The sequence below is a fragment of the Gottfriedia acidiceleris genome (assembly GCF_004138285.1).
In the GTDB taxonomy this organism is placed as follows: Bacteria; Bacillota; Bacilli; order Bacillales; family Bacillaceae_G; genus Gottfriedia; species Gottfriedia acidiceleris_A.
Genome location: NZ_SCFN01000013.1, coordinates 71071 through 89454, shown reverse-complemented (window position 1 = coordinate 89454; position 18384 = coordinate 71071). Strand labels below are relative to the sequence as shown.

Below are 18384 nucleotides of genomic sequence, written 5' to 3'. Positions count from 1 at the left end.
TCTCCTATGGCACCTCATCAAAAAACCCCCCTTCTTATCCAATAAAACAGATAAGAAGAGGGGTTATAATATATAAGCCACTTTACTTCTTATCTTTCAAATCGCATGAACGATTTGCAGGAATTAGCACGGTATTTGTTACGAAACAACAAACCCGTTGCCGAGGTATCGCAGGGCCAGTCCCTCCACCTCTCTGGATAAGTAATAGAATTTATTAAGTTTTTAAATTATTGAGTTCATGTTATCTCTCTTTTTATAATACGTCAAGAATTATTTTCAAATTTTTTAGTAAAAATTGTGTTTGCAAATAGCATTTTTTTTACGCACACTGTTTTACACGGGTCTTAGGTCCTTCATATTCAAATCAAGAAACCTATTTCATATACTGTTTGAAATAGGTCAATATACTTATTTTTTTGAGTTTTTATTAGTATTTTCATTTAAGAGAAGGACAAAAAAGCAGACAAGGCTTCTTCCATAAAAGAGAACCCTGTCTGCTTAATTGAATTATACCTACCATAATGTAGGCTTTACCACCATGAACCATAGCATAACCATTAAAAGAACGATATAAATCCAGATTGAACGACGAAGCAAGTGAATCAGCAATCTCTTGTCTTGGTCTGGTTCACTGAATTTCCGAATGGTCGGTGAAAAGGCTCTAGCTAGGAAAAATAATGAACTCACCAAAAGAAGAATAGTCATCACAATCCAAGATGTCTTCCACGACCAATGGCCCGCTAGTACCAACAAGACACCTGATCCAACCAGTACATGCCCAGCATGCTTTGCCAATCTGACAGCAAACCGGAATACATCCAAATAGCTCTGTTGTATCGCGGACTGTGAGGTATGTAGCTTTTTAAGTATCGGAATCAATACGAAAAAAGGACCGATTGATAAGATTACACTAGCAATATGTATGTAAAGAAGCAGTCTATAAAGCATATGAATTAATCTTGGATGAGACGAAACTCATGAACCCATACCCTCATTTTTGGCAACCAAGGCATTCCAGGATGGATTGACAGGATCGATTGCTTATACTCTTCTACTGTCGTATAGCCTTCCTGCTTAGCATCTTCATCGGTCAATTCACCTAGGGCTTGCGAATAAACTCGTTCAACAACAAACTGGCGATTTTGAAGAGTCATCACTTCCCCAACATCTGCATATCTCCCGTTGCGGCGAGTAGCGGTTTTTTGTCCTGCCAATACTTTTTCGACATCCTCTTGCAGCGTTACAAGGCGTTCAATCGTACATGTTTTTGGCGGTAAAGCGTTTGTTTCATTCTGATTTGTCATTTAATCCATTCTCCATTTCAATTTTAAAGTAAAAGCTAAAAAACAATTAGTTCCATTTTATTTTAAATAGTACAATATTAGCAAATTTTATTTAAAGATATTGAAACGGCAATAATTTATATAAGCAACAAAAAGGACTTTAAATGTAGCGCAGAATTAATAAAAAAAGAGCTGTGAGAAAAATTGAGCTTTTAACTAATTCAGTGGATGTTTTGATTGATGATCATCTTCCTATTTGTTGTTCAGCTAAAACATGCGTTAGTTACATAAGGGTTAAAAAAGCCGAATTCCATATTTGGAAATCGACTTTAATATTGGCTTGGTTTAAATATTATTGAACTACTACTGGCTCAACTGGAGTATTTGGCATTGCAATACTTGTTCCATTATAGTTTACAAACAATCCGCCTTCGCTCTTTGTTTTTTGAACAGCTGTTACAGTTGCGTGTACCCAAACACCCTCTTCAGCATCATAAACTTCACGATTACCAGTCAAAGGATCGCCTACAACCGGTACAGTTCCTTCAGTTACTACTGTTCCAAAATGAGTTAAGTTAAAGCCATTGATTTGATTAGCTTTACGAGCGTCATATGCTACATCAGCACTAACAGATGCATGTTTTGGGACAGTTACTTCATGAGTTACGATTTTAGGTTGTTTACCACCAGTTAATGTTTCCCAATATTCTGTTACAACATAAGTATCTACAGCCTCATAAGTAAAAGTAAGACCACTTCCATTTTTCTGTAAAGCAGTATTGTTCCAATTAAATGCTAATTGAACATCACCTTTACCTACAAATCCTGAACCTGCTGTTGAATCAAAATTAACTGCAGCATGTGCACCAGATGTTGCTACGCCTATAGTTAATAACCCCGTTAAAATCAAACCACCCATCGTCTTTTTCATGAAAAAACCCCCATTGTGTAATATGTATTAATAGTACATCTTAATTATAATGCATGAATTTGATTTGAAAATTGGGGTAATTCATCACCCTCCCCTTAGTTTTTCTAACCATTTTCAACTATTTTTTTACTCTATTTTTTAAATTTGAGTTGAATACATTGCTAAATAAAGTGTTTCGAATTAATTATATTTGGGGGAAAATCAGTAAATTGCCCTTTTTTATATTTCCAGTATTACAAATTTAGAAAAAAATATTACAATTATGTCTTTTAATTAAAACCTGGCTCCTAAGATAACCTATGAATACCAATCCTAATTGAACTATCCTGCCATTTAGCTCAATAAAAAAATCGACAATAGAGCCGATAATGTTTTTCAACTAATGCATGTATTAGTTGAAAAAGTTTAAGGCTACTTAGGCTACTTTTTCATTGTGATAATTGGAAATTTAGTAAATAAGAAGTAGGAATCTCTTAATAAGAATAGAATAAATTATAAAAAAATGATTTGAAAGTTTGGAAGCTGTTTATAAAAAATTCTATATACAAATTTCTTCATATAGCATGTTTAATTGTAATTGCAATAAGCTTAGGTCAATCTTTAAAATTTCTCACCATAAGGAAATGTGTATTCCCCAAAATTTAAAAAGTATTTTAAAACCCCGAACAATGCACACCATTTTTAAAAGTGTCCGTTATTCGGGGTTTAGTCTACACTTAGGAAATTAACTCTTTTTATTTGAGCTAATTTTCATTATTAACTGATCTACAACAACTTGTATTTTTATCGCACACCGTATGCTCTGATTGTTGTTTGTTCAACCTGACTGCCTTTAGAGTCCCACGCTTTGACACGAAGTGACACATATCCAGATGCTGGGTTTTTCACGCTTACAGTATAGTGGCCATTATCTTGCTTCTCCACCATTGTGTTGCTCCAAATATTACCGTCGTCAGTGGATACTGCAACTTCGACTCCTTGAATATCTGGAGTTTCAAGAGACTGATTTCTGAATGATAGATCAAAGTGGCCCATACTATTACCATTTGCTTTGTTCTCCATATCCAGGTCAAAGCCATATTTCGGCCACAGCAGTGCCAGGTTTTCCTTTGCGTTAGTTGGTCGCTCGGACTTGAACATCCAATCAGTACTTGTCTTTGTAGACACTGGTAACAATGTTTGAGTCGTGTCAAAAGTAATTCGGTAGTTCGCAGGGTCAGCACCGACTGGCACCTTTATACCGAGTAATTTATTGCCACTCTTCTCCGTTAGAAGCTTCCCGTCCTGGTACATACGCAATGTTGCAACATCTTCCCAAGCTCCCATTGAGAACCAAGCATAGTGCCCTGGTGAGCTGTCACCAAATTCTAGCATAGATAGATATGCGTTATCCCCTTGGCGGTATGCTAAAGTATACGGATTTTCCGGTCCGACAAGACCGATCGCCGCACCCAACCAGGTATCCTCGCTCTTGGTTCCAGGTTGATAAGAACGCAGGTCCTTCATATTGCGTGCAGTATTATTTACGTCTAGCATGACCTCATGGTACCATTTCATGTCCTTCATTTGCCACTTACTACCAGTGGAGTACCACTCCTCTCGATCTAGTGGCGCTTTCTCTAATAGATCTAAATTCATGAAAACCTGCGAATCACCAGGACGAACCGCTATGTTAGTCTCCAATAGACCCATCGACTTCTTCGAGCTACGGTAGTGGGTATTTACCACTTCAGAGTTCTCCTCGGTCACATCGTCTGTAGGGTCGGCCGGAATCTCACCAGGAACCGACATCGCGAGGTTGTACATATACGGGCTATTAGCAATACCCTTAAGGTTGATGAGAGTTGGAGCGTTGCTGTTTGTAATTCGGTCGATAAGTACCGCTCCGTCGTCCGAGCCAATTGTCCAAGCCGGAATGGTTATTTTATCAGTTGTACGCATAGCAGTAATATCGTTGCCTGGAATAGGGTTCACGAGGATCACTGCCTCGGCACCGGCATTCTCCGCTAGTTTAATCTGCTCTCCAGGATATTTATACATTTCCTCATCGCGACTTACGACCACAAGCTTACCATGAACGTCCTTGTTGCTAAGATCCTCTTGACTTCCCTTACCAATGTAGACAGTTTTAAGTGTTTTTGCACCGTCTAACTTAGGTACTGAGCGAATTGGCTCAAGCGGAATCGAACCGCCGCGTCCGTCAAAGGATGCCTTGATCTCTGGTGCGAATTTGCGCTGTTTGAAGAAAAGATCAAAGCCCTTCGCTGGCCCAGTTGGCACCACGTACGTGTGACTAAAGTTTTGCCATCCCCCAGTATTTAACAAGACTTCGAACCCAGGGTTGTTATTGAGCCTTCTTTGGCTGTAACCTAAACTGAAGTTTTTCGACACGGACTCCTTAGGAGTTGCGAACTTGATCTCCTTACCCAAACGTGCATCAATAGTTAATGCCTTTTCCTCCTTGTAAAGCAATTCCACATTAGTATCGCCACCAAGGGTGTAGTCTTCAGTTATTCCTGCCTCATTTTTTGTTTGAATAAAATTCATCACCGACCAATGCCCCGGCGGCAACTCAAGGATTGTTTTGTACTCGTCATCTTGATCATATAAGCCTATTAATCTCCCCGTGTCGGTGTTATACGCATAGATTTGTCCTTTCGCAGGGTTTCCTTTGCGGTCAATCCTATTAAGAGTTAACTTAACTTTTGCTTCTGTCTTCGATGCACCAATCGTCGTGTTTATTTTTTTACCATCACTTGAGGTAGCCGTAACTACTGCTCTATAATCCGCAATTTTACTAAGTTCTAAAAGTGCTGGATTAAATGTCACCTTTACCTCACTACTACCATGTGCTGGTATAGTGACCTCCGTCTTGTCGATTGAGAACAATCCATTCGGTATCTGTCCTCCCAACTCCACATTGGCTGACAATGCGAGATTCAATGTTACATCACTATCGGATGGGTTGACGTATTTAAATGTCTGTTCCTTAAGTTTATCTACACTAGCTCCCATACTGACAACAGCAGGACTGCTGTACACGTTAGCATTCAAGGCTTGTACAACATCTACACGCCCGCCACCTTGTTGATATGCTTGATAAGGGGTTTTTGATACCGCTGTACCCGCTAATACCTGCTTGATATGTTCTCCCGTCCATTCCGGGTGTCTTTGTTTTAAAATAGCTGCGGCACCAGCAATATGTGGTGTAGCCATTGAAGTACCATTGAGATTAGTGTAGTTTGCGTCAATAGGGATACCGATATAGGTACCTGCTGCACGTGCAGCTACAATGCCTACTCCTGGTGCCGTAATCTCAGGTTTAACTTTAAAATTATTGATAAGAGGACCTCGACTTGAGAAGCTAGCCAACACGTCGGATTTGGAAACTGCTCCAACGGTCAATGCTTTTTCAGCTGCTCCAGGTGATCCGATGGAACCCTTTCCATTTGATCCTGAATTACCAGCAGCAATAACAAACAAGGTGTTGGAAGTTTCACTTAGAGTGTTGACCGCTTCACTCATTGGATCCGTGCCGTCACTCGGTACATCCGAGCCAAGACTCATGCTGATGATATCGGCCTTTTCTTGAACGGCCCATTGCATTCCTGCGATGACTGCCGATTCAGAACCTGAACCCGCATTGCTAAGCACTTTTCCGATTAGAAGTTTTGCACCAGGAGCTACACCTTTCATTTTACCGCCTGAAGCAGCACCAGTACCTGCGATTGTCGATGCAACATGCGTACCGTGCCCGTGGTGATCGACATAATCTTGTCCATCTATGAAACTTTTCTCTTCCAAGATAGCATCTTTAACGTCAGGATGAGTCGGATCAATCCCAGTGTCCAAAACAGCAATTTTTACGCCTTTACCATCATACCCAGCTGCCCATGCTGTAGGCGCACCAATCTGCGGAACACTCTTGTCAAGTAAAGCTTGTACGGGCCTGTCCAACCAAATCTTTTTAATACCAGCTTTAAGCTCTAATGGAGCTTGTTTTGTTACGGTTGTGTCCTCTCCGTCAATAGCATCCCAGAATTTCTTGGCATGCTTTTTGTTCGTTTTCACTGCGACAGCGTTGGCACTAGGAAGTTCTACTTTTTCCGTTGCCCCAATAGACACTGCCTCTTCCGCAGCCTCGCTTACAGATGGATCAAGCTTTCCTGATTCCTCTGTTACAATCAAAGGAATACTCGATTGATGTGAGTCGTCGTATCCATATTCAACCAATTTCGTGATGTTAAACAGTTCTTCATCCAGTTGGCCAGATGCTATGAATTGTGAAGCATTCTCGGGAATCAAATACGAGTTACCATCAATAGTTTGTGTAAAAAATGATGGTGAAGTTCCGTCCTCCCTTGGTTTTAGAGTGCTCGCAAGTGTTCCGTCAATAAGTTTTTCTACATTAACGACATCACCAGTCACAAGCGTGATCGTGTACGTGCGTTCAACCGAACTATTCTCCTGCTCTTGGGCAGTCGGGCTGACAGTCGATTCAGTAGTGTCATCAAAAGCTAAAGAATCAATAGTACCAGTTCCCAATAGTACTGCAGAAGCCAAGCTCGCGGTTAATACATTAATCATTTTTTTGTTTCTTCTTTTCCCCATTGAAACTAAACATCTCCCTTGCCTAATAAAATAATAGACTAATATATTTGTAAAAATATGAAGGTTTCGTGTTGATGACGTAACTTCACATTTAATACACTGACTGTCTTTCAACATGAGTATTTTTTACTTTCTAAACGACCTAGTTTAAATTGAGAGTTTAAACACAAATTGTTGAATATTCAGAAATATCACTTAATACAAATTATAGGTTAGGCTTCAATTTGAGTACATTGGGGTAATAGCTTATGAATTTTATTAGCATTTTTCAACGTTTATCTACAAAAAATAAATTTTAATGTTTTATTTTGTCTAATAAAATTTTAAAAAAGAAATAATATGAAATAATTTGTTAATTAAAGTAGAAAAATATTGGGATTTGTTGGGGGAATATTAGAATTTCATTTAAAAATTGTAATTTTCGCTTCCATGTTGCAAAAATAAAAATCACGGTAGAAACGTCGTGATTTTACACGTTAACTAACTTTTCTTATTGAACTAAACTATCATTTAGCTCAATAAAAATCGACCATAAAGCCGATCATGTTGTTCAACTAAAGCATGGGTTAGTTGAACAACAAGGATTCTCTTAAAGTTTACATCTGACTTTAACAGAGCCAAAATAAAAAGATCTTCTATAGAAGATCCTATTCTTGATTATGATGTTGTATAAAAAACTGTTGCTGCCACACCATTTGGTAATGCTCCATCGTATGATGTAACTCTAACTGATATTAAATCACATGGATTAACGGTAAATTTTTTTTAAAAAAAAACCTAAAAGTAGATAAAATAAAAATCTACTATTTAGTGAACTTCAAATTTTATTATAAAGATTTCGCTTAACGAGATGCTCACTATTTATTTTCAAAATATACGGATATTGCATTTTTTAAATGTTCGAAGTCTCCACTAGTATGAATTAAATAATGGTCACCTCTTACTGTAGAAGAAAAATCATGAATTCCTTGAATTCTTAAAAAGTCATCGACATCTGAAAGCTTTTCACCAGCGCTCTTTAATGTTTTATGTCCGACCAACTCATCATTTACATACACTTCATATGTATCCTCATTTAATTTCACATTGTTTTGTGAATCTAAACCTAATCCTGAAATTGGAAATGGATAACTATCATTAGGATTTTCAGTACTCACTTTGATTTCCTCCATTCATGTTTTTTAATACGTTTTCCTTAAAAGAGTAGAAATATGCTTAAACTAGACTCAAAAGTAATTGGAACCATATTATTTTCTTGTTAAAAAAAAAGATATCTTATCATTTTGAATTTATTGATTAGTAAGAAGTTGACCATGCGGTGATGAGATAAGTTAACTAATTACTTCTATTTTAAACTTCGGTTATTTTGAAAAATTTGAAAGTCATGATCAAACTAACCTACCATTAGTTCCATAAGAAGACAACACACTATTAAAAAAGCCAATAAAAAAACAGAAAAACTCTCATAAAAAGTTTTCTGTTTTATAAATCTTATCTTTATTCAAATAAGCCATGATTTAATAATCGTAAACCAAATCTTCAAAGCGGTAAAACCAATTAAGACTGCTAGAATCCCTCGTAAAACCTGCGTTTTTGTTTTTTTGCCTATTTTTGCACCTAATGGTGAGGCGATTAAACTTGCAATAACAACAATAATTGTAGGCAAAATTTCAACTTGACCAGTAGAGATTTTCCCAATCGTTACGCCTATTGAAGAAATAAATGTAATGGCTAATGACGAAGCAATTGTCACACGAGTTGGTATTTTTAAGATCGTTAACATGATTGGTACTAACAGAAATGCACCTCCTGCACCAACAATACCTGCACTAGTTCCAACGATAAATGCCAAACCTGAAGCAAGCCATACATTAATTGAAATTTGACCATCTGCTGACATCTCGACGTTTTTTCTAGGAATAAACATTAAAACGACCGCAATCAATGCTAAAATTCCGTAAACAAGATTAATTCCATGTTCTGAAAGTAGATTTGAACCGAATCCACCAAGAAAACTTCCTATTAGTACACTTATTCCCATACTTAATATTACTTTTTTGTTTAAATAACCGCTTTTACGATAGCTTAATACTCCGCCTAAAGTTGCAAATACTACTTGGACGGCACTTATACCTGAAACTTGATGTGGTGTGAAAGCAGCAAATCCTAATAATGGAGGAATAAATAAGAGCATTGGATAATTTATAATTGCTCCACCAATCCCTACCATTCCTGAAATAAAGGACCCAAAAAAACCAACTAAGAAAAGTACTAAAATTAAGGTCCACTCCAATTTAAGTCCCCCTATAATAGAAAAGGAGATGTAACACTTAACTCTCCTTTTCCTATTAATCTATTAACTTATCCCTTTTTAATCCAAAATTTTAAAACATTGTCTTCTTCGGTATAATCTAATAATTCGTGTCCACCTGATTTAGCCCAAGCTGCAAGGTCGTTTTTAGCACCTTTATCAGTGACATGAATTTCTAGTATTTCGCCTGCTTCAATCTCTGCAATTGCTTTTCTTGTTTTTACAATTGGAATTGGACATGCTAAGCCTTTTGCATCTAATAATTTTGTAGATTCCATTCTATTTCCTCCAAGTCTCATTATCGTACTGCACAGCGATTTGGACCAATTTCCATTTCTCTCTGTTTTTCTTCATTTAAATTAATTTTGCCCATATTTACTTCACGGATTTCTTGATATGAGTTTGGTTGTGGTGGTAAGTTCTCAGTTACTAACTTTCTAAATTCGCTTTCACTCTCAATGTTCAACCCATGATTCTGATCAAATAAATATCCGAGTTTTTTATAAACACTACCATCTTCGTTCAATTCACTAATCACCATAAAGTGTGATGGGAGCACGGTTAATTCAAGCGATAAGTTTCGGTATTTTTTATAAAGGGTTTCGCGTAAGTCCCCTACCCAATCCTCTGCCATACCAGCAAGATCAGGTCTTCCAATTGAATCGATAAATAAAATGTCACCAGAAAGTAAGAACTTTTCATCAATAACAAAAGAAGTTGATCCGATTGTATGACCTGGTGAATAAAAAGCCTCAATACTGATTGCTGTTTCACCAATTATTACCTTATTACCATCTTCTAATGGACTATATTCAAAGGTAACCTCTTTAGCATCCTTTGGCGGTAACCAGTATGTTGCGCCAGTAAGCTCAGCTATTTTTTTTCCACCAGAAATATGGTCTGCATGAAGGTGAGTATCAAATACATGTGTAATTTTTGCGTTCTTTGTATTTGCAAAATCAATATAGATATCCGTCATTCGAGTAGAATCAATAATAGCTGCCTCATTATTTGAGATAACCATGTAGGATAAACAGCCCTTACCGATTCTGACAAATTGATACAGCTCACCACTATTTTTTAAATCTGCAATTTTTACTGGTTCTAGATGTTCACTCCACTCTTTCATTCCGCCTTTAAGGTAAGCTACGTCTAGTCCCTCGTCTGAAAGCATCTCTGCAATCATGATGGAAGATCCTTCTTTAGCACACACAACTAAAACATCTGTACTTGAAGGAATCTTATCTAAGATGTCTTCAACCCCATCAAGTAAATCAAAATAAGGTATATTTAAATGTTCAAAATTTGAACCTTCTATTTTCCAATCGTTATAATCATCAGTATTTCGTACATCTAGAATAAATAGTTCTTCTTTATCAAATATTTTTTTTGTAATCTCTTTTGCAGACATTGATGTGACTGCCATCCTTTATACCCCCCACAGTATATTATTATTCAAAAAAATTAGATTAACCTTTTATGCTCGCTGTTTCACCAGACCACTCAGTCATTCCAGGTATTACATTAAACACGTTAGTAAAACCACTCGAAACTAGTAATTGAGCTGCAAGATCACTGCGGTTTCCAGTTCTGCAAATGATATATATTTCATTATCTTTATTTAATTCTGTCATACGGCTCTCCAATTCACCTAAAGGAATCGATACCGCATTTGGTATATGATTAAATACATATTCTGCTTCTTCTCTTACATCTAAAACGATTATATTTTCATTTTGTAGCTTTTGACTTAATTGATCGTTTGAAATGACGTTTTCAAATCTTTTTTCAATTGTATTTTCATCTGAAGATTTTCTTAAATAATGAAGTAATACTTCTCCATTTTCGATTGTTCCTAAGTATTGATTCCCAGTGCTTTCCGCCCAAGCTTTAATGTCTGCTTTTGAACCTTTATCCGTTGCTTGAACCTCGATTACTTGGCCATTATCTAAATCCTTCATTGCTTTTCTAGTCTTTACAATCGGCATTGGACAAGCTAATCCTTTTGCATCTAATTTCATATTTGTTTTAATGAACTCCATATTATGACCTCCGCACATAGAATACCACTAGGGGTATATATTTAATCAAAAAAATTATTCCACGTTCCCTTCCCAAGAAAGCATTCCGCCTACCATGTTTTTAACGTTAAACCCTTGAGATTGAAGGAATTCCGTTGCACGGCCACTTCTTGCACCTGAGCGACAAACCATAATATATTCTTTTGATTTATCTAATTCGTGTAATCGAAATTCGATTAATCCAAGTGGAATATGAATAGCTTCTCGGATTTTTCCAGCTGCAACTTCATCTACTTCACGAACATCGATAATATTTAATTCTTTTCCAGTTTTTAATTCATTTTCAAGCTCAATCGTAGTAATTTCTTTCATATTCTTCAAATCCTTTCTAATTAAATAAATAAGTTAACTTGACCTTCTTCTGCTTCACCAATGTAGGCTGCAACACCAGCATACTGAATATCCTCTAATAACTCTTCTGTTTGTAGACCTAACAGATCCATTGTCATTGTACATGCTACTAAATTTATATCTTGTTCTTGAGCCATTTCAATTAATTGTGGTAAAGGCAATGCATTATGCTTTTTAATAATATCCTTAATCATCTTTGGTCCAAAACCAGCGAAATTCATTTTAGAAAGTCCCATTTTATCTGCGCCTCTAGGCATCATCTTTCCAAACATCTTTTCAATAAAACCTTTTTTTGTTGCTACATGTTCACCTTTTCGTAAAGCATTCAATCCCCAAAATGTATGAAAAATAGTTACTTCATGATCAAAAGCTGCTGCACCGTTCGCAATAATGTAGGCAGCCATTGCTTTGTCATAATCTCCACTAAATAAAATGATATTAGTTTTCTTAGTTGTCATATTCTTTCTCCTTATCGTTCTTTATACCCACTAGGGTATATAACAAAACAAAAAAATATATCTTATATATACTATTACCCCTATGGGTATATGATATTAAAAATAAAAAATTGTGTCAAATCATATATTATCTACTTTTTACAAGTAAATTTACTGCTTCTTTCACTAAATCTTCGGCATCTTGCCCGTTTTCATTCGCATTTCGGACACAATCAACTAAATTTGAGCTTACTATTACGCCAATCGTACGATCCAAAGCTGATTTAACTGCTGATAACTGTGTAATGACATCTTTACAGTCTTTGTCTTCCTCCATCATTTTTAAAATTCCACGAATCTGTCCCTCAATTCGCTTTACTCTATTTTTTACTGGATCATCATATTTCATTAAATCACCCCTAACTTACAGAACTAAACAAAGCTTAACTTTTTTTAGAATATATGTGGAATATTCTTACTTGTAATATATACCCCACAGGGTATTATGTCAATCGTTTTATTTTAGTTAAATAAATCAACTTTTAGTTGGTTAAAAGATAATCATGAACAAAAAAGATCACAATAACGTGATCTTTTTTTAATACGTTATTTTAAGATTTTACTGTCATTTCCATCTCAAAATAAGTTCCTACTTCCATAACTGCTTCGTCTTTATGGATAAAGTCATTTTTCTCTTTTAAATAAATATAATCTTTAGACCATTCTCCAATGTTTTGAATAATATCTTTTAAAGCATTAGTGAATATGACTACTTCTTCATTCGTGGTCGTTGGATGAACACTCATGCGAATCCAACCAGGCTTTACGCTAATATTGCCATTATCGATTTCATCTGTAATTGCTTTAGACATTTCTCTTGTAATATTCAGTAGCATATGTCCATAAGTACCCGCACATGAACAACCACCTCGTACTTGAATTCCGTAACGATCATTTAATAATCTAACTACTAAATTATGATGAATATTTTTTAAATAAAAAGAATAAAAACCTAATCGTGGATTACTTGAATCTTCAAGTAACACTACATTTTCAATTGTTCTAAGCTCATCTAATACGATGTGTGCCAATTCTTCTTCACGATTCAATATATTCGCAGTACCCATTGCATTTTTCACCTTAATTGCAAGAGCTGTTCTAATTGTTTGTAGAAATCCTGGAGTACCCCCATCTTCTCTTTCACGAATATTGTTAATGTATTTTTTCTCACCCCATGGATTTGTCCATTCAACAGTTCCTCCACCTGGATGATCTGGAATTTTATTTTGATACATTGAAGAGTCAAATATCAAAACTCCACTACTACCAGGTCCTCCTAAAAACTTGTGAGGTGAAAACAGAATTGCATCAAGTTTTTCCATTGGGTCACTAGGATGCATATCAATGTCAACATATGGCGCAGAAGCTGAGAAATCCACAAAACAAACACCATTATATTCATGCATTAGTCTAGCTAGCTTATGATAAGGTGTAATTAATCCAGATACATTAGAACAAGCACTGAAGGATCCAATTAATTTTCGTTTATTTTTATAAAACTCAAGTCGATTTCTTAAATAGTTTAAATCGACTACATTATTAGTACAATTAGGCACAACTTCTACATCACAAATTGTTTCTAACCACGAAGTATGATTGCTATGATGCTCCATACTTGTTATAAAAACAACTGGTCTTTCTTCCTCAGGTATACTTAAACGGAAGTGGAAATTTTCATGAATTTTTAGCCCTAAAATACGTTGAAACTTATTCATAACGCCAGTCATTCCTGATCCATCAGTTAAGATTGTGTCGGAAGCGCTTGCATTAACATGCTCTTTTATGATCTGTAATGCTTCATGATAACAATTCGTCATCGTGCTTCCAGTTATATTTGATTCCGTATGCGTATTTGCAACATATGGTCCAAAAGTTGAAAGTAATTTTTCTTCAACTGGTCCATATAACCTACCGCTCGCAGCCCAATCTAAATAAATAATTTTCTTTTCACCAAATGGCGATAAGAATGTTTTTTCATTTCCAATAATCTCTTTTCTAAATTGTGAAAAATACTTTTCTAAATTCAATTTTATCGCTCCTAATGAGAATATGTTTTGTGCTTTTTAATCGGAAGTCTCTGTTTAAGGTAATTAAGATAAAACCGAGTATTCCAATACCCTTATGGGTATTATATAAAATGCACTGAAGCCAGTCCGCTCATGACGGAAAGGCTTTTTTAAAATAGTTTATCAATTTTTAAACAGAACCAATTAAAAAGAAAATATCTTGCGTCAAAATCTAAATAGAAAACTTATTTACATATACAAATATATGTCAAATTATTCTGCATTAAAAGAATTTTTTCACTTTTAAAATATTAGTAAAATTTTACACTATCTATTTTATTTAAAAAGAGACCCTTTTTGATAGTACTCTTTCATCATTTTTTCTGGGACCATACTACCACCTGTGCCCCAAATGACATGGGTACTATTTTCCATTTTTTTCAACAAATTATTTTTTAGTAAATAATCCTTGCCTTCTTTAAATAATTTAATTGGACCGATCATACCAGCTAGTGCTGACGGTTCTAAATAAAGATCCTCAGTATCAACTAATTCTTTTAACATGGAATATAGTTTTTCATCACTTATTGTATAGCAACCACTTAAAAAAGGCTCCATGATTTTTCCTACAAAGCCAGATGGTCTCCCCACAGCTAGGCCATCTGCATCCGTTTTATTATCAATGCCAAAATCTTGTACAGAAACTTGATCGTGAAGTCCTGTCATTAATCCAATCAACATACAAGGAGAATGAGTTGGCTCGGCAAAAAAGAAATGAACATTATCTTTAAATAATAGTTTCAGACCAAATGCGACACCACCAGGTCCTCCTCCAACTCCGCAAGGTAAATAAACAAATAATGGATGATTTTCATCAATTGTAATGTCTAATTCTTCAAACTGCTTTTTTAATCGTGATGCTGCTACTGCATATCCTAAAAATAAATCTTGTGAATTTTCATCGTCCACAAAATAACAATTAGGATCTGCTTCTGCTTGAATTCGTCCTTCTTCTACTGCCTTACTATAATCCGCCTCGTACTCAATGACATTTACGTTTTTACTTCTAAGTAAATCTTTTTTCCATTGCTTTGCATCCGCTGACATATGTACAGTTACTTTAAACCCTAACTTTGCACTAATAATTCCAATGCTCATACCTAAATTACCTGTTGACCCTACAGCAATTGAGTAGTTTGAGAAAAAGTCTCTAAAAATATCACTATCTATTTTTGAGTAATCATCTTCAATCCTTAATAGTTGATGCTTTATAGCTAGGCTTTCAGCATGCTTTAATATCTCATAAATGCCACCTCTTGCTTTAATTGACCCTGATATTGGTAAATGACTATCACATTTTAAAAATAATTCTCCTAATATAGTTTGTTCGAAATTTTTCTCTAACGATTGTTTCATAGAAGGAATTTCTACTAAAGGTGACTCAATAATGCCATTTGTATCTTTAGTTTCTGGAAAAACCTTTGATATATATGGGGCAAACCTTTTTAATCGTTCATCCGCGTCGTTTATATCATCTTGAGTAAGTGGTGACTTTTTAATTGCTTTTTGAAACATCTCAAGATTTGGGTTCAACCAAAGATATTCCTCTAAGTTCATCAGTTTTTTTAGGATTGGATAATTTTCTATATATGCCTGTATATCAATTCTTTTCATCTATTTTCCTCCTAGGCTTAAACAGTTTATATGTAGTTTATCAGATATTACCACTAGGTCAGTAACATTGTTTTCAAATAGAGTTTCAAACATAGCTTTGATTGTTAATCTTTTGTAAATTCACACGAAAAGAGATTGGTTTAGACTTTGATTCAAACTATACTATTTCTATATATCATTGTTGGAGGGAATATGAATCCTAATCATAAAAATAGTAAGTTATATCTTTTGTTAGAAATACTTATTGTTTCTACTAAACTGGGCTTAACTTCTTTTGGTGGACCAATTGCTCATTTAGGTTATTTTCGTGAAGAATATGTAAGAAGGAAAAAGTGGATTGACGATCAAAACTATGCTGACTTAGTAGCTTTGTCACAATTTTTACCTGGACCAGCAAGTAGCCAAGTTGGCATTGGTATTGGCGTAATACGTGCAGGGGTCTTAGGTGGCATTGTCTCATTTATTGGATTTACATTACCATCCGTAATTGCACTTATGTTATTTACATTATTACTACAAGACTTGGATATAAAGAATTCAGGTTGGATCCATGGACTAAAACTGGTTGCAGTGCCAATTGTTGCACAGGCTATTTTAGGCATGGTGAAGAACTTGACACCTGATTTAAAAAGGAAAGCTCTTGCTTTGTTTGCAATGACTGCTACACTAATATGGCAAACGACATTCACTCAAATTGCTGTCATTTTAATTTCTTCAATTGTAGGATATTTTCTATATCAAGATAATGAAAATAGTGATAAAACTACATTAATTACGAATATATCAAAAAGGGTTTCAGTCATTTGTTTGGCTATATTTTTTATATTATTAGGTTTATTACCCTTAATTAGTTCATTTACATCGTCAAAATGGATTTCTATATTTGACAGTTTTTTCAGAGCAGGATCGATGGTATTTGGTGGAGGCCATGTTGTTCTCCCTTTACTTGAACGAGAGTTTGTTCCTACTGGATGGCTAAACAAAGAAACATTTTTGGTTGGATATGGTGTCACCCAAGCTGTACCTGGACCATTATTTACGTTTGCAGCCTATTTAGGAACTGTAATGGTAGGCTGGCGAGGAGGTTTAATTGCAACGATCGCCATCTTTTTACCTGCATTCCTACTTATTTTAGGTACTCTCCCATTTTGGTCTAGTATGCGTCGTAATTCGAAATTAAGGAGAGCTTTATTAGGTGTAAACGCAGCAGTAGTTGGGATTTTAATTTCAGCTTTTTGTAATCCAATATGGATAAGCTCTGTATTTTCGATTTTTGACTTTCTAATCGTAGCGATCTTATTTAGTATGTTAGTAATTATGCAATTACCACCATGGATTATTGTACTTGTAGGAGCAATTAGTGGGGAAATTTTATCTAAAATTTAAATTTTATTTGGTTAATTATCTGTTCAAACTTTAGGAGAACAGCTCCTCGCCATTTTTAATAGAAGGCAAATCCAATAAAAAAGCAGAAAAACTCATACAATGTTTTTCTGCTTTTTTATTTTCAATTATTTTAACAATACAGCAATATTTCTTGCAGTTCTTTCAATATTTTCAAATGCGTTTTCCATAACATCTTCAATCGGTAAGATTGCAGGAATCGTAGGAAAAATGGCATCGATTCCGTGTTTATACAATTCCTCTATCCCATCACCAATACTACCACAAATTGCAATTACTTTCGCATTAGATGGGGCACAAGCAGCCGCTCCAACAGGTGCTTTACCATAAATTGTTTGTCCATCCATTCTGCCTTCTCCTACAATTACGATGTCAGCATCCTTACATACTTCTTTAACATTTAATTGTTCAAGAACAAGTTCAATCCCTTTTTTTATTGAAGCATTTGCGAATAGCATTAGGCCTGCACCCATGCCTCCACCAGCTCCACTACCGGGGATCTCTGAGACGGATTTATTTAGATAATGCTCAGTAATCTGATAGAAATTTCCCATTGCTTCATCTATTGTAGCTAATTGATCCGCAGAAAGTCCTTTCTGTGGTCCAAATATATATGTTGCTCCATTTCTACCAATCAATGGATTAACAACATCTGCCGCAATAGTGATTTTTACTTTATCTAATAGTGGTGACTTGTTTTCGTCAGACATTGAAGCTACTTTTAGCAATGCCTCACCATTGCTTTCAATTTTTTCACCATTTTGATCGAAGAATTGGTAACCTAGCGCTGTTGCCATACCAATCCCACCATCATTTGTTGAACTACCTCCAACACCAACAATAAGCTCAGAAACTCCACGCTCAATAGCATAAAGAATTAATTCGCCAACACCAAAGGAAGTAGTTTGTAAAGGATCACGTTTATCTAGTGGTACAAGATGCAAACCACAGGCTTCAGCCATTTCTATAAATGCTGTTTTATTATCTTTAGAAAATGCAATTTTAGCTTGAACGCTTTCATTAAGAGGCCCTGTTACATTAATCGTTTCTACTTCTCCACCATTTGAAGCGATTAAAGCTTGAACAGTGCCCTCCCCTCCGTCTGCTAATGGTAATAAATGATACTCTGCATTCGGATATACGGAATGAAAGCCTTTATGAATGGCATTAGCTACATTCATTGCATCCAAGCTTTCTTTAAAGGAATCAGGTAATATTACTACTTTCATTTGTCC

Annotated in this window: 16 protein-coding genes and 1 riboswitch; of the genes, 1 reads left to right on the top strand and 15 read right to left on the bottom strand. The window is 35.5% G+C overall.

The genetic code is table 11. The features are described 5' to 3' along the window. Positions 1-86: 86 nt before the first annotated feature. Positions 87-204, bottom strand: a riboswitch (SAM riboswitch). A 309-nt stretch (positions 205-513) separates the two neighbouring features. The 14 genes from EP747_RS24930 to EP747_RS17525 form a co-directional block, all read right to left on the bottom strand. Further along, positions 514-948 (bottom strand): hypothetical protein, encoded by a 435-nt coding sequence (locus EP747_RS24930; protein ID WP_129691397.1) that lies wholly within the window; start codon positions 946-948, stop codon positions 514-516. Positions 949-953: 5 nt separating this feature from the next. Further along, the gene (locus EP747_RS17585; RefSeq protein WP_129691396.1) at positions 954-1304 is read right to left on the bottom strand and encodes an ASCH domain-containing protein; all 351 of its coding nucleotides are present in this window, start codon (positions 1302-1304) and stop codon (positions 954-956) included. A gap of 331 nt (positions 1305-1635) precedes the next feature. After that, complete coding sequence (locus EP747_RS17580; RefSeq protein WP_129691395.1) at positions 1636-2214, bottom strand: hypothetical protein; 579 nt, start codon at positions 2212-2214, stop codon at positions 1636-1638. 783 nt (positions 2215-2997) lie between these two features. Continuing rightward, positions 2998-6825 carry a S8 family peptidase gene (locus EP747_RS17575; RefSeq protein ID WP_165347126.1) on the bottom strand — a complete coding sequence of 1276 codons (3828 nt, stop codon included), beginning with the start codon at positions 6823-6825 and terminating at the stop codon, positions 2998-3000. A gap of 857 nt (positions 6826-7682) precedes the next feature. Further along, positions 7683-7982, bottom strand: coding sequence for a hypothetical protein (locus tag EP747_RS17570; RefSeq protein WP_129691393.1), 300 nt, complete (start codon positions 7980-7982; stop codon positions 7683-7685). Positions 7983-8326: 344 nt separating this feature from the next. Then, positions 8327-9118, bottom strand: coding sequence for a sulfite exporter TauE/SafE family protein (locus EP747_RS17565; RefSeq protein ID WP_129691392.1), 792 nt, complete (start codon positions 9116-9118; stop codon positions 8327-8329). Between the two features lie 68 nt (positions 9119-9186). Continuing rightward, positions 9187-9414, bottom strand: coding sequence for a sulfurtransferase TusA family protein (locus EP747_RS17560; RefSeq protein WP_129691391.1), 228 nt, complete (start codon positions 9412-9414; stop codon positions 9187-9189). Positions 9415-9434: 20 nt separating this feature from the next. Then, the gene (locus EP747_RS17555) at positions 9435-10562 is read right to left on the bottom strand and encodes an MBL fold metallo-hydrolase (protein WP_129691390.1); all 1128 of its coding nucleotides are present in this window, start codon (positions 10560-10562) and stop codon (positions 9435-9437) included. A 43-nt stretch (positions 10563-10605) separates the two neighbouring features. Then, positions 10606-11178 carry a sulfurtransferase TusA family protein gene (locus tag EP747_RS17550; protein ID WP_129691389.1) on the bottom strand — a complete coding sequence of 191 codons (573 nt, stop codon included), beginning with the start codon at positions 11176-11178 and terminating at the stop codon, positions 10606-10608. Between the two features lie 54 nt (positions 11179-11232). After that, positions 11233-11529, bottom strand: a complete 297-nt coding sequence (locus EP747_RS17545; RefSeq protein WP_129691388.1) for a rhodanese-like domain-containing protein — start codon at positions 11527-11529, stop codon at positions 11233-11235. A 20-nt stretch (positions 11530-11549) separates the two neighbouring features. Then, entirely contained in the window at positions 11550-12026 is a 477-nt protein-coding gene (locus EP747_RS17540; protein WP_129691387.1) for a DsrE/DsrF/DrsH-like family protein, read from the bottom strand. Positions 12027-12153: 127 nt separating this feature from the next. Continuing rightward, on the bottom strand, positions 12154-12414 hold the full coding sequence (locus EP747_RS17535; RefSeq protein ID WP_098848528.1) for a metal-sensitive transcriptional regulator: 261 nt from the start codon (positions 12412-12414) through the stop codon (positions 12154-12156). Between the two features lie 202 nt (positions 12415-12616). Next, positions 12617-14092 (bottom strand): aminotransferase class V-fold PLP-dependent enzyme, encoded by a 1476-nt coding sequence (locus EP747_RS17530; protein WP_129691386.1) that lies wholly within the window; start codon positions 14090-14092, stop codon positions 12617-12619. Positions 14093-14407: 315 nt separating this feature from the next. Next, on the bottom strand, positions 14408-15745 hold the full coding sequence (locus tag EP747_RS17525) for a D-serine ammonia-lyase (RefSeq protein ID WP_129691385.1): 1338 nt from the start codon (positions 15743-15745) through the stop codon (positions 14408-14410). 192 nt (positions 15746-15937) lie between these two features. Between EP747_RS17525 and EP747_RS17520 the strand changes: the two genes are divergently transcribed. Next, positions 15938-17131, top strand: coding sequence for a chromate transporter (locus tag EP747_RS17520; protein ID WP_129691384.1), 1194 nt, complete (start codon positions 15938-15940; stop codon positions 17129-17131). A 125-nt stretch (positions 17132-17256) separates the two neighbouring features. Here EP747_RS17520 and EP747_RS17515 read toward each other — a convergent pair whose 3' ends face one another. Beyond that, entirely contained in the window at positions 17257-18378 is a 1122-nt protein-coding gene (locus EP747_RS17515) for a glycerate kinase (protein ID WP_129691383.1), read from the bottom strand. Positions 18379-18384 lie beyond the last annotated feature (6 nt).

What these genes read in the sequence shown, in the direction of transcription:
- EP747_RS17575 (WP_165347126.1), bottom strand. Translation starts at nt 6,825, where the DNA reads ATGGGGAAAAGAAGAAACAAAAAAATGATTAATGTATTAACCGCGAGC.
- EP747_RS17535 (WP_098848528.1), bottom strand. Translation starts at nt 12,414, where the DNA reads ATGAAATATGATGATCCAGTAAAAAATAGAGTAAAGCGAATTGAGGGA.
- EP747_RS17515 (WP_129691383.1), bottom strand. Translation starts at nt 18,378, where the DNA reads ATGAAAGTAGTAATATTACCTGATTCCTTTAAAGAAAGCTTGGATGCA.
- EP747_RS17560 (WP_129691391.1), bottom strand. Translation starts at nt 9,414, where the DNA reads ATGGAATCTACAAAATTATTAGATGCAAAAGGCTTAGCATGTCCAATT.
- EP747_RS24930 (WP_129691397.1), bottom strand. Translation starts at nt 948, where the DNA reads ATGCTTTATAGACTGCTTCTTTACATACATATTGCTAGTGTAATCTTA.
- EP747_RS17540 (WP_129691387.1), bottom strand. Translation starts at nt 12,026, where the DNA reads ATGACAACTAAGAAAACTAATATCATTTTATTTAGTGGAGATTATGAC.
- EP747_RS17545 (WP_129691388.1), bottom strand. Translation starts at nt 11,529, where the DNA reads ATGAAAGAAATTACTACGATTGAGCTTGAAAATGAATTAAAAACTGGA.
- EP747_RS17550 (WP_129691389.1), bottom strand. Translation starts at nt 11,178, where the DNA reads ATGGAGTTCATTAAAACAAATATGAAATTAGATGCAAAAGGATTAGCT.
- EP747_RS17525 (WP_129691385.1), bottom strand. Translation starts at nt 15,745, where the DNA reads ATGAAAAGAATTGATATACAGGCATATATAGAAAATTATCCAATCCTA.
- EP747_RS17585 (WP_129691396.1), bottom strand. Translation starts at nt 1,304, where the DNA reads ATGACAAATCAGAATGAAACAAACGCTTTACCGCCAAAAACATGTACG.
- EP747_RS17520 (WP_129691384.1), top strand. Translation starts at nt 15,938, where the DNA reads ATGAATCCTAATCATAAAAATAGTAAGTTATATCTTTTGTTAGAAATA.
- EP747_RS17580 (WP_129691395.1), bottom strand. Translation starts at nt 2,214, where the DNA reads ATGAAAAAGACGATGGGTGGTTTGATTTTAACGGGGTTATTAACTATA.
- EP747_RS17555 (WP_129691390.1), bottom strand. Translation starts at nt 10,562, where the DNA reads ATGGCAGTCACATCAATGTCTGCAAAAGAGATTACAAAAAAAATATTT.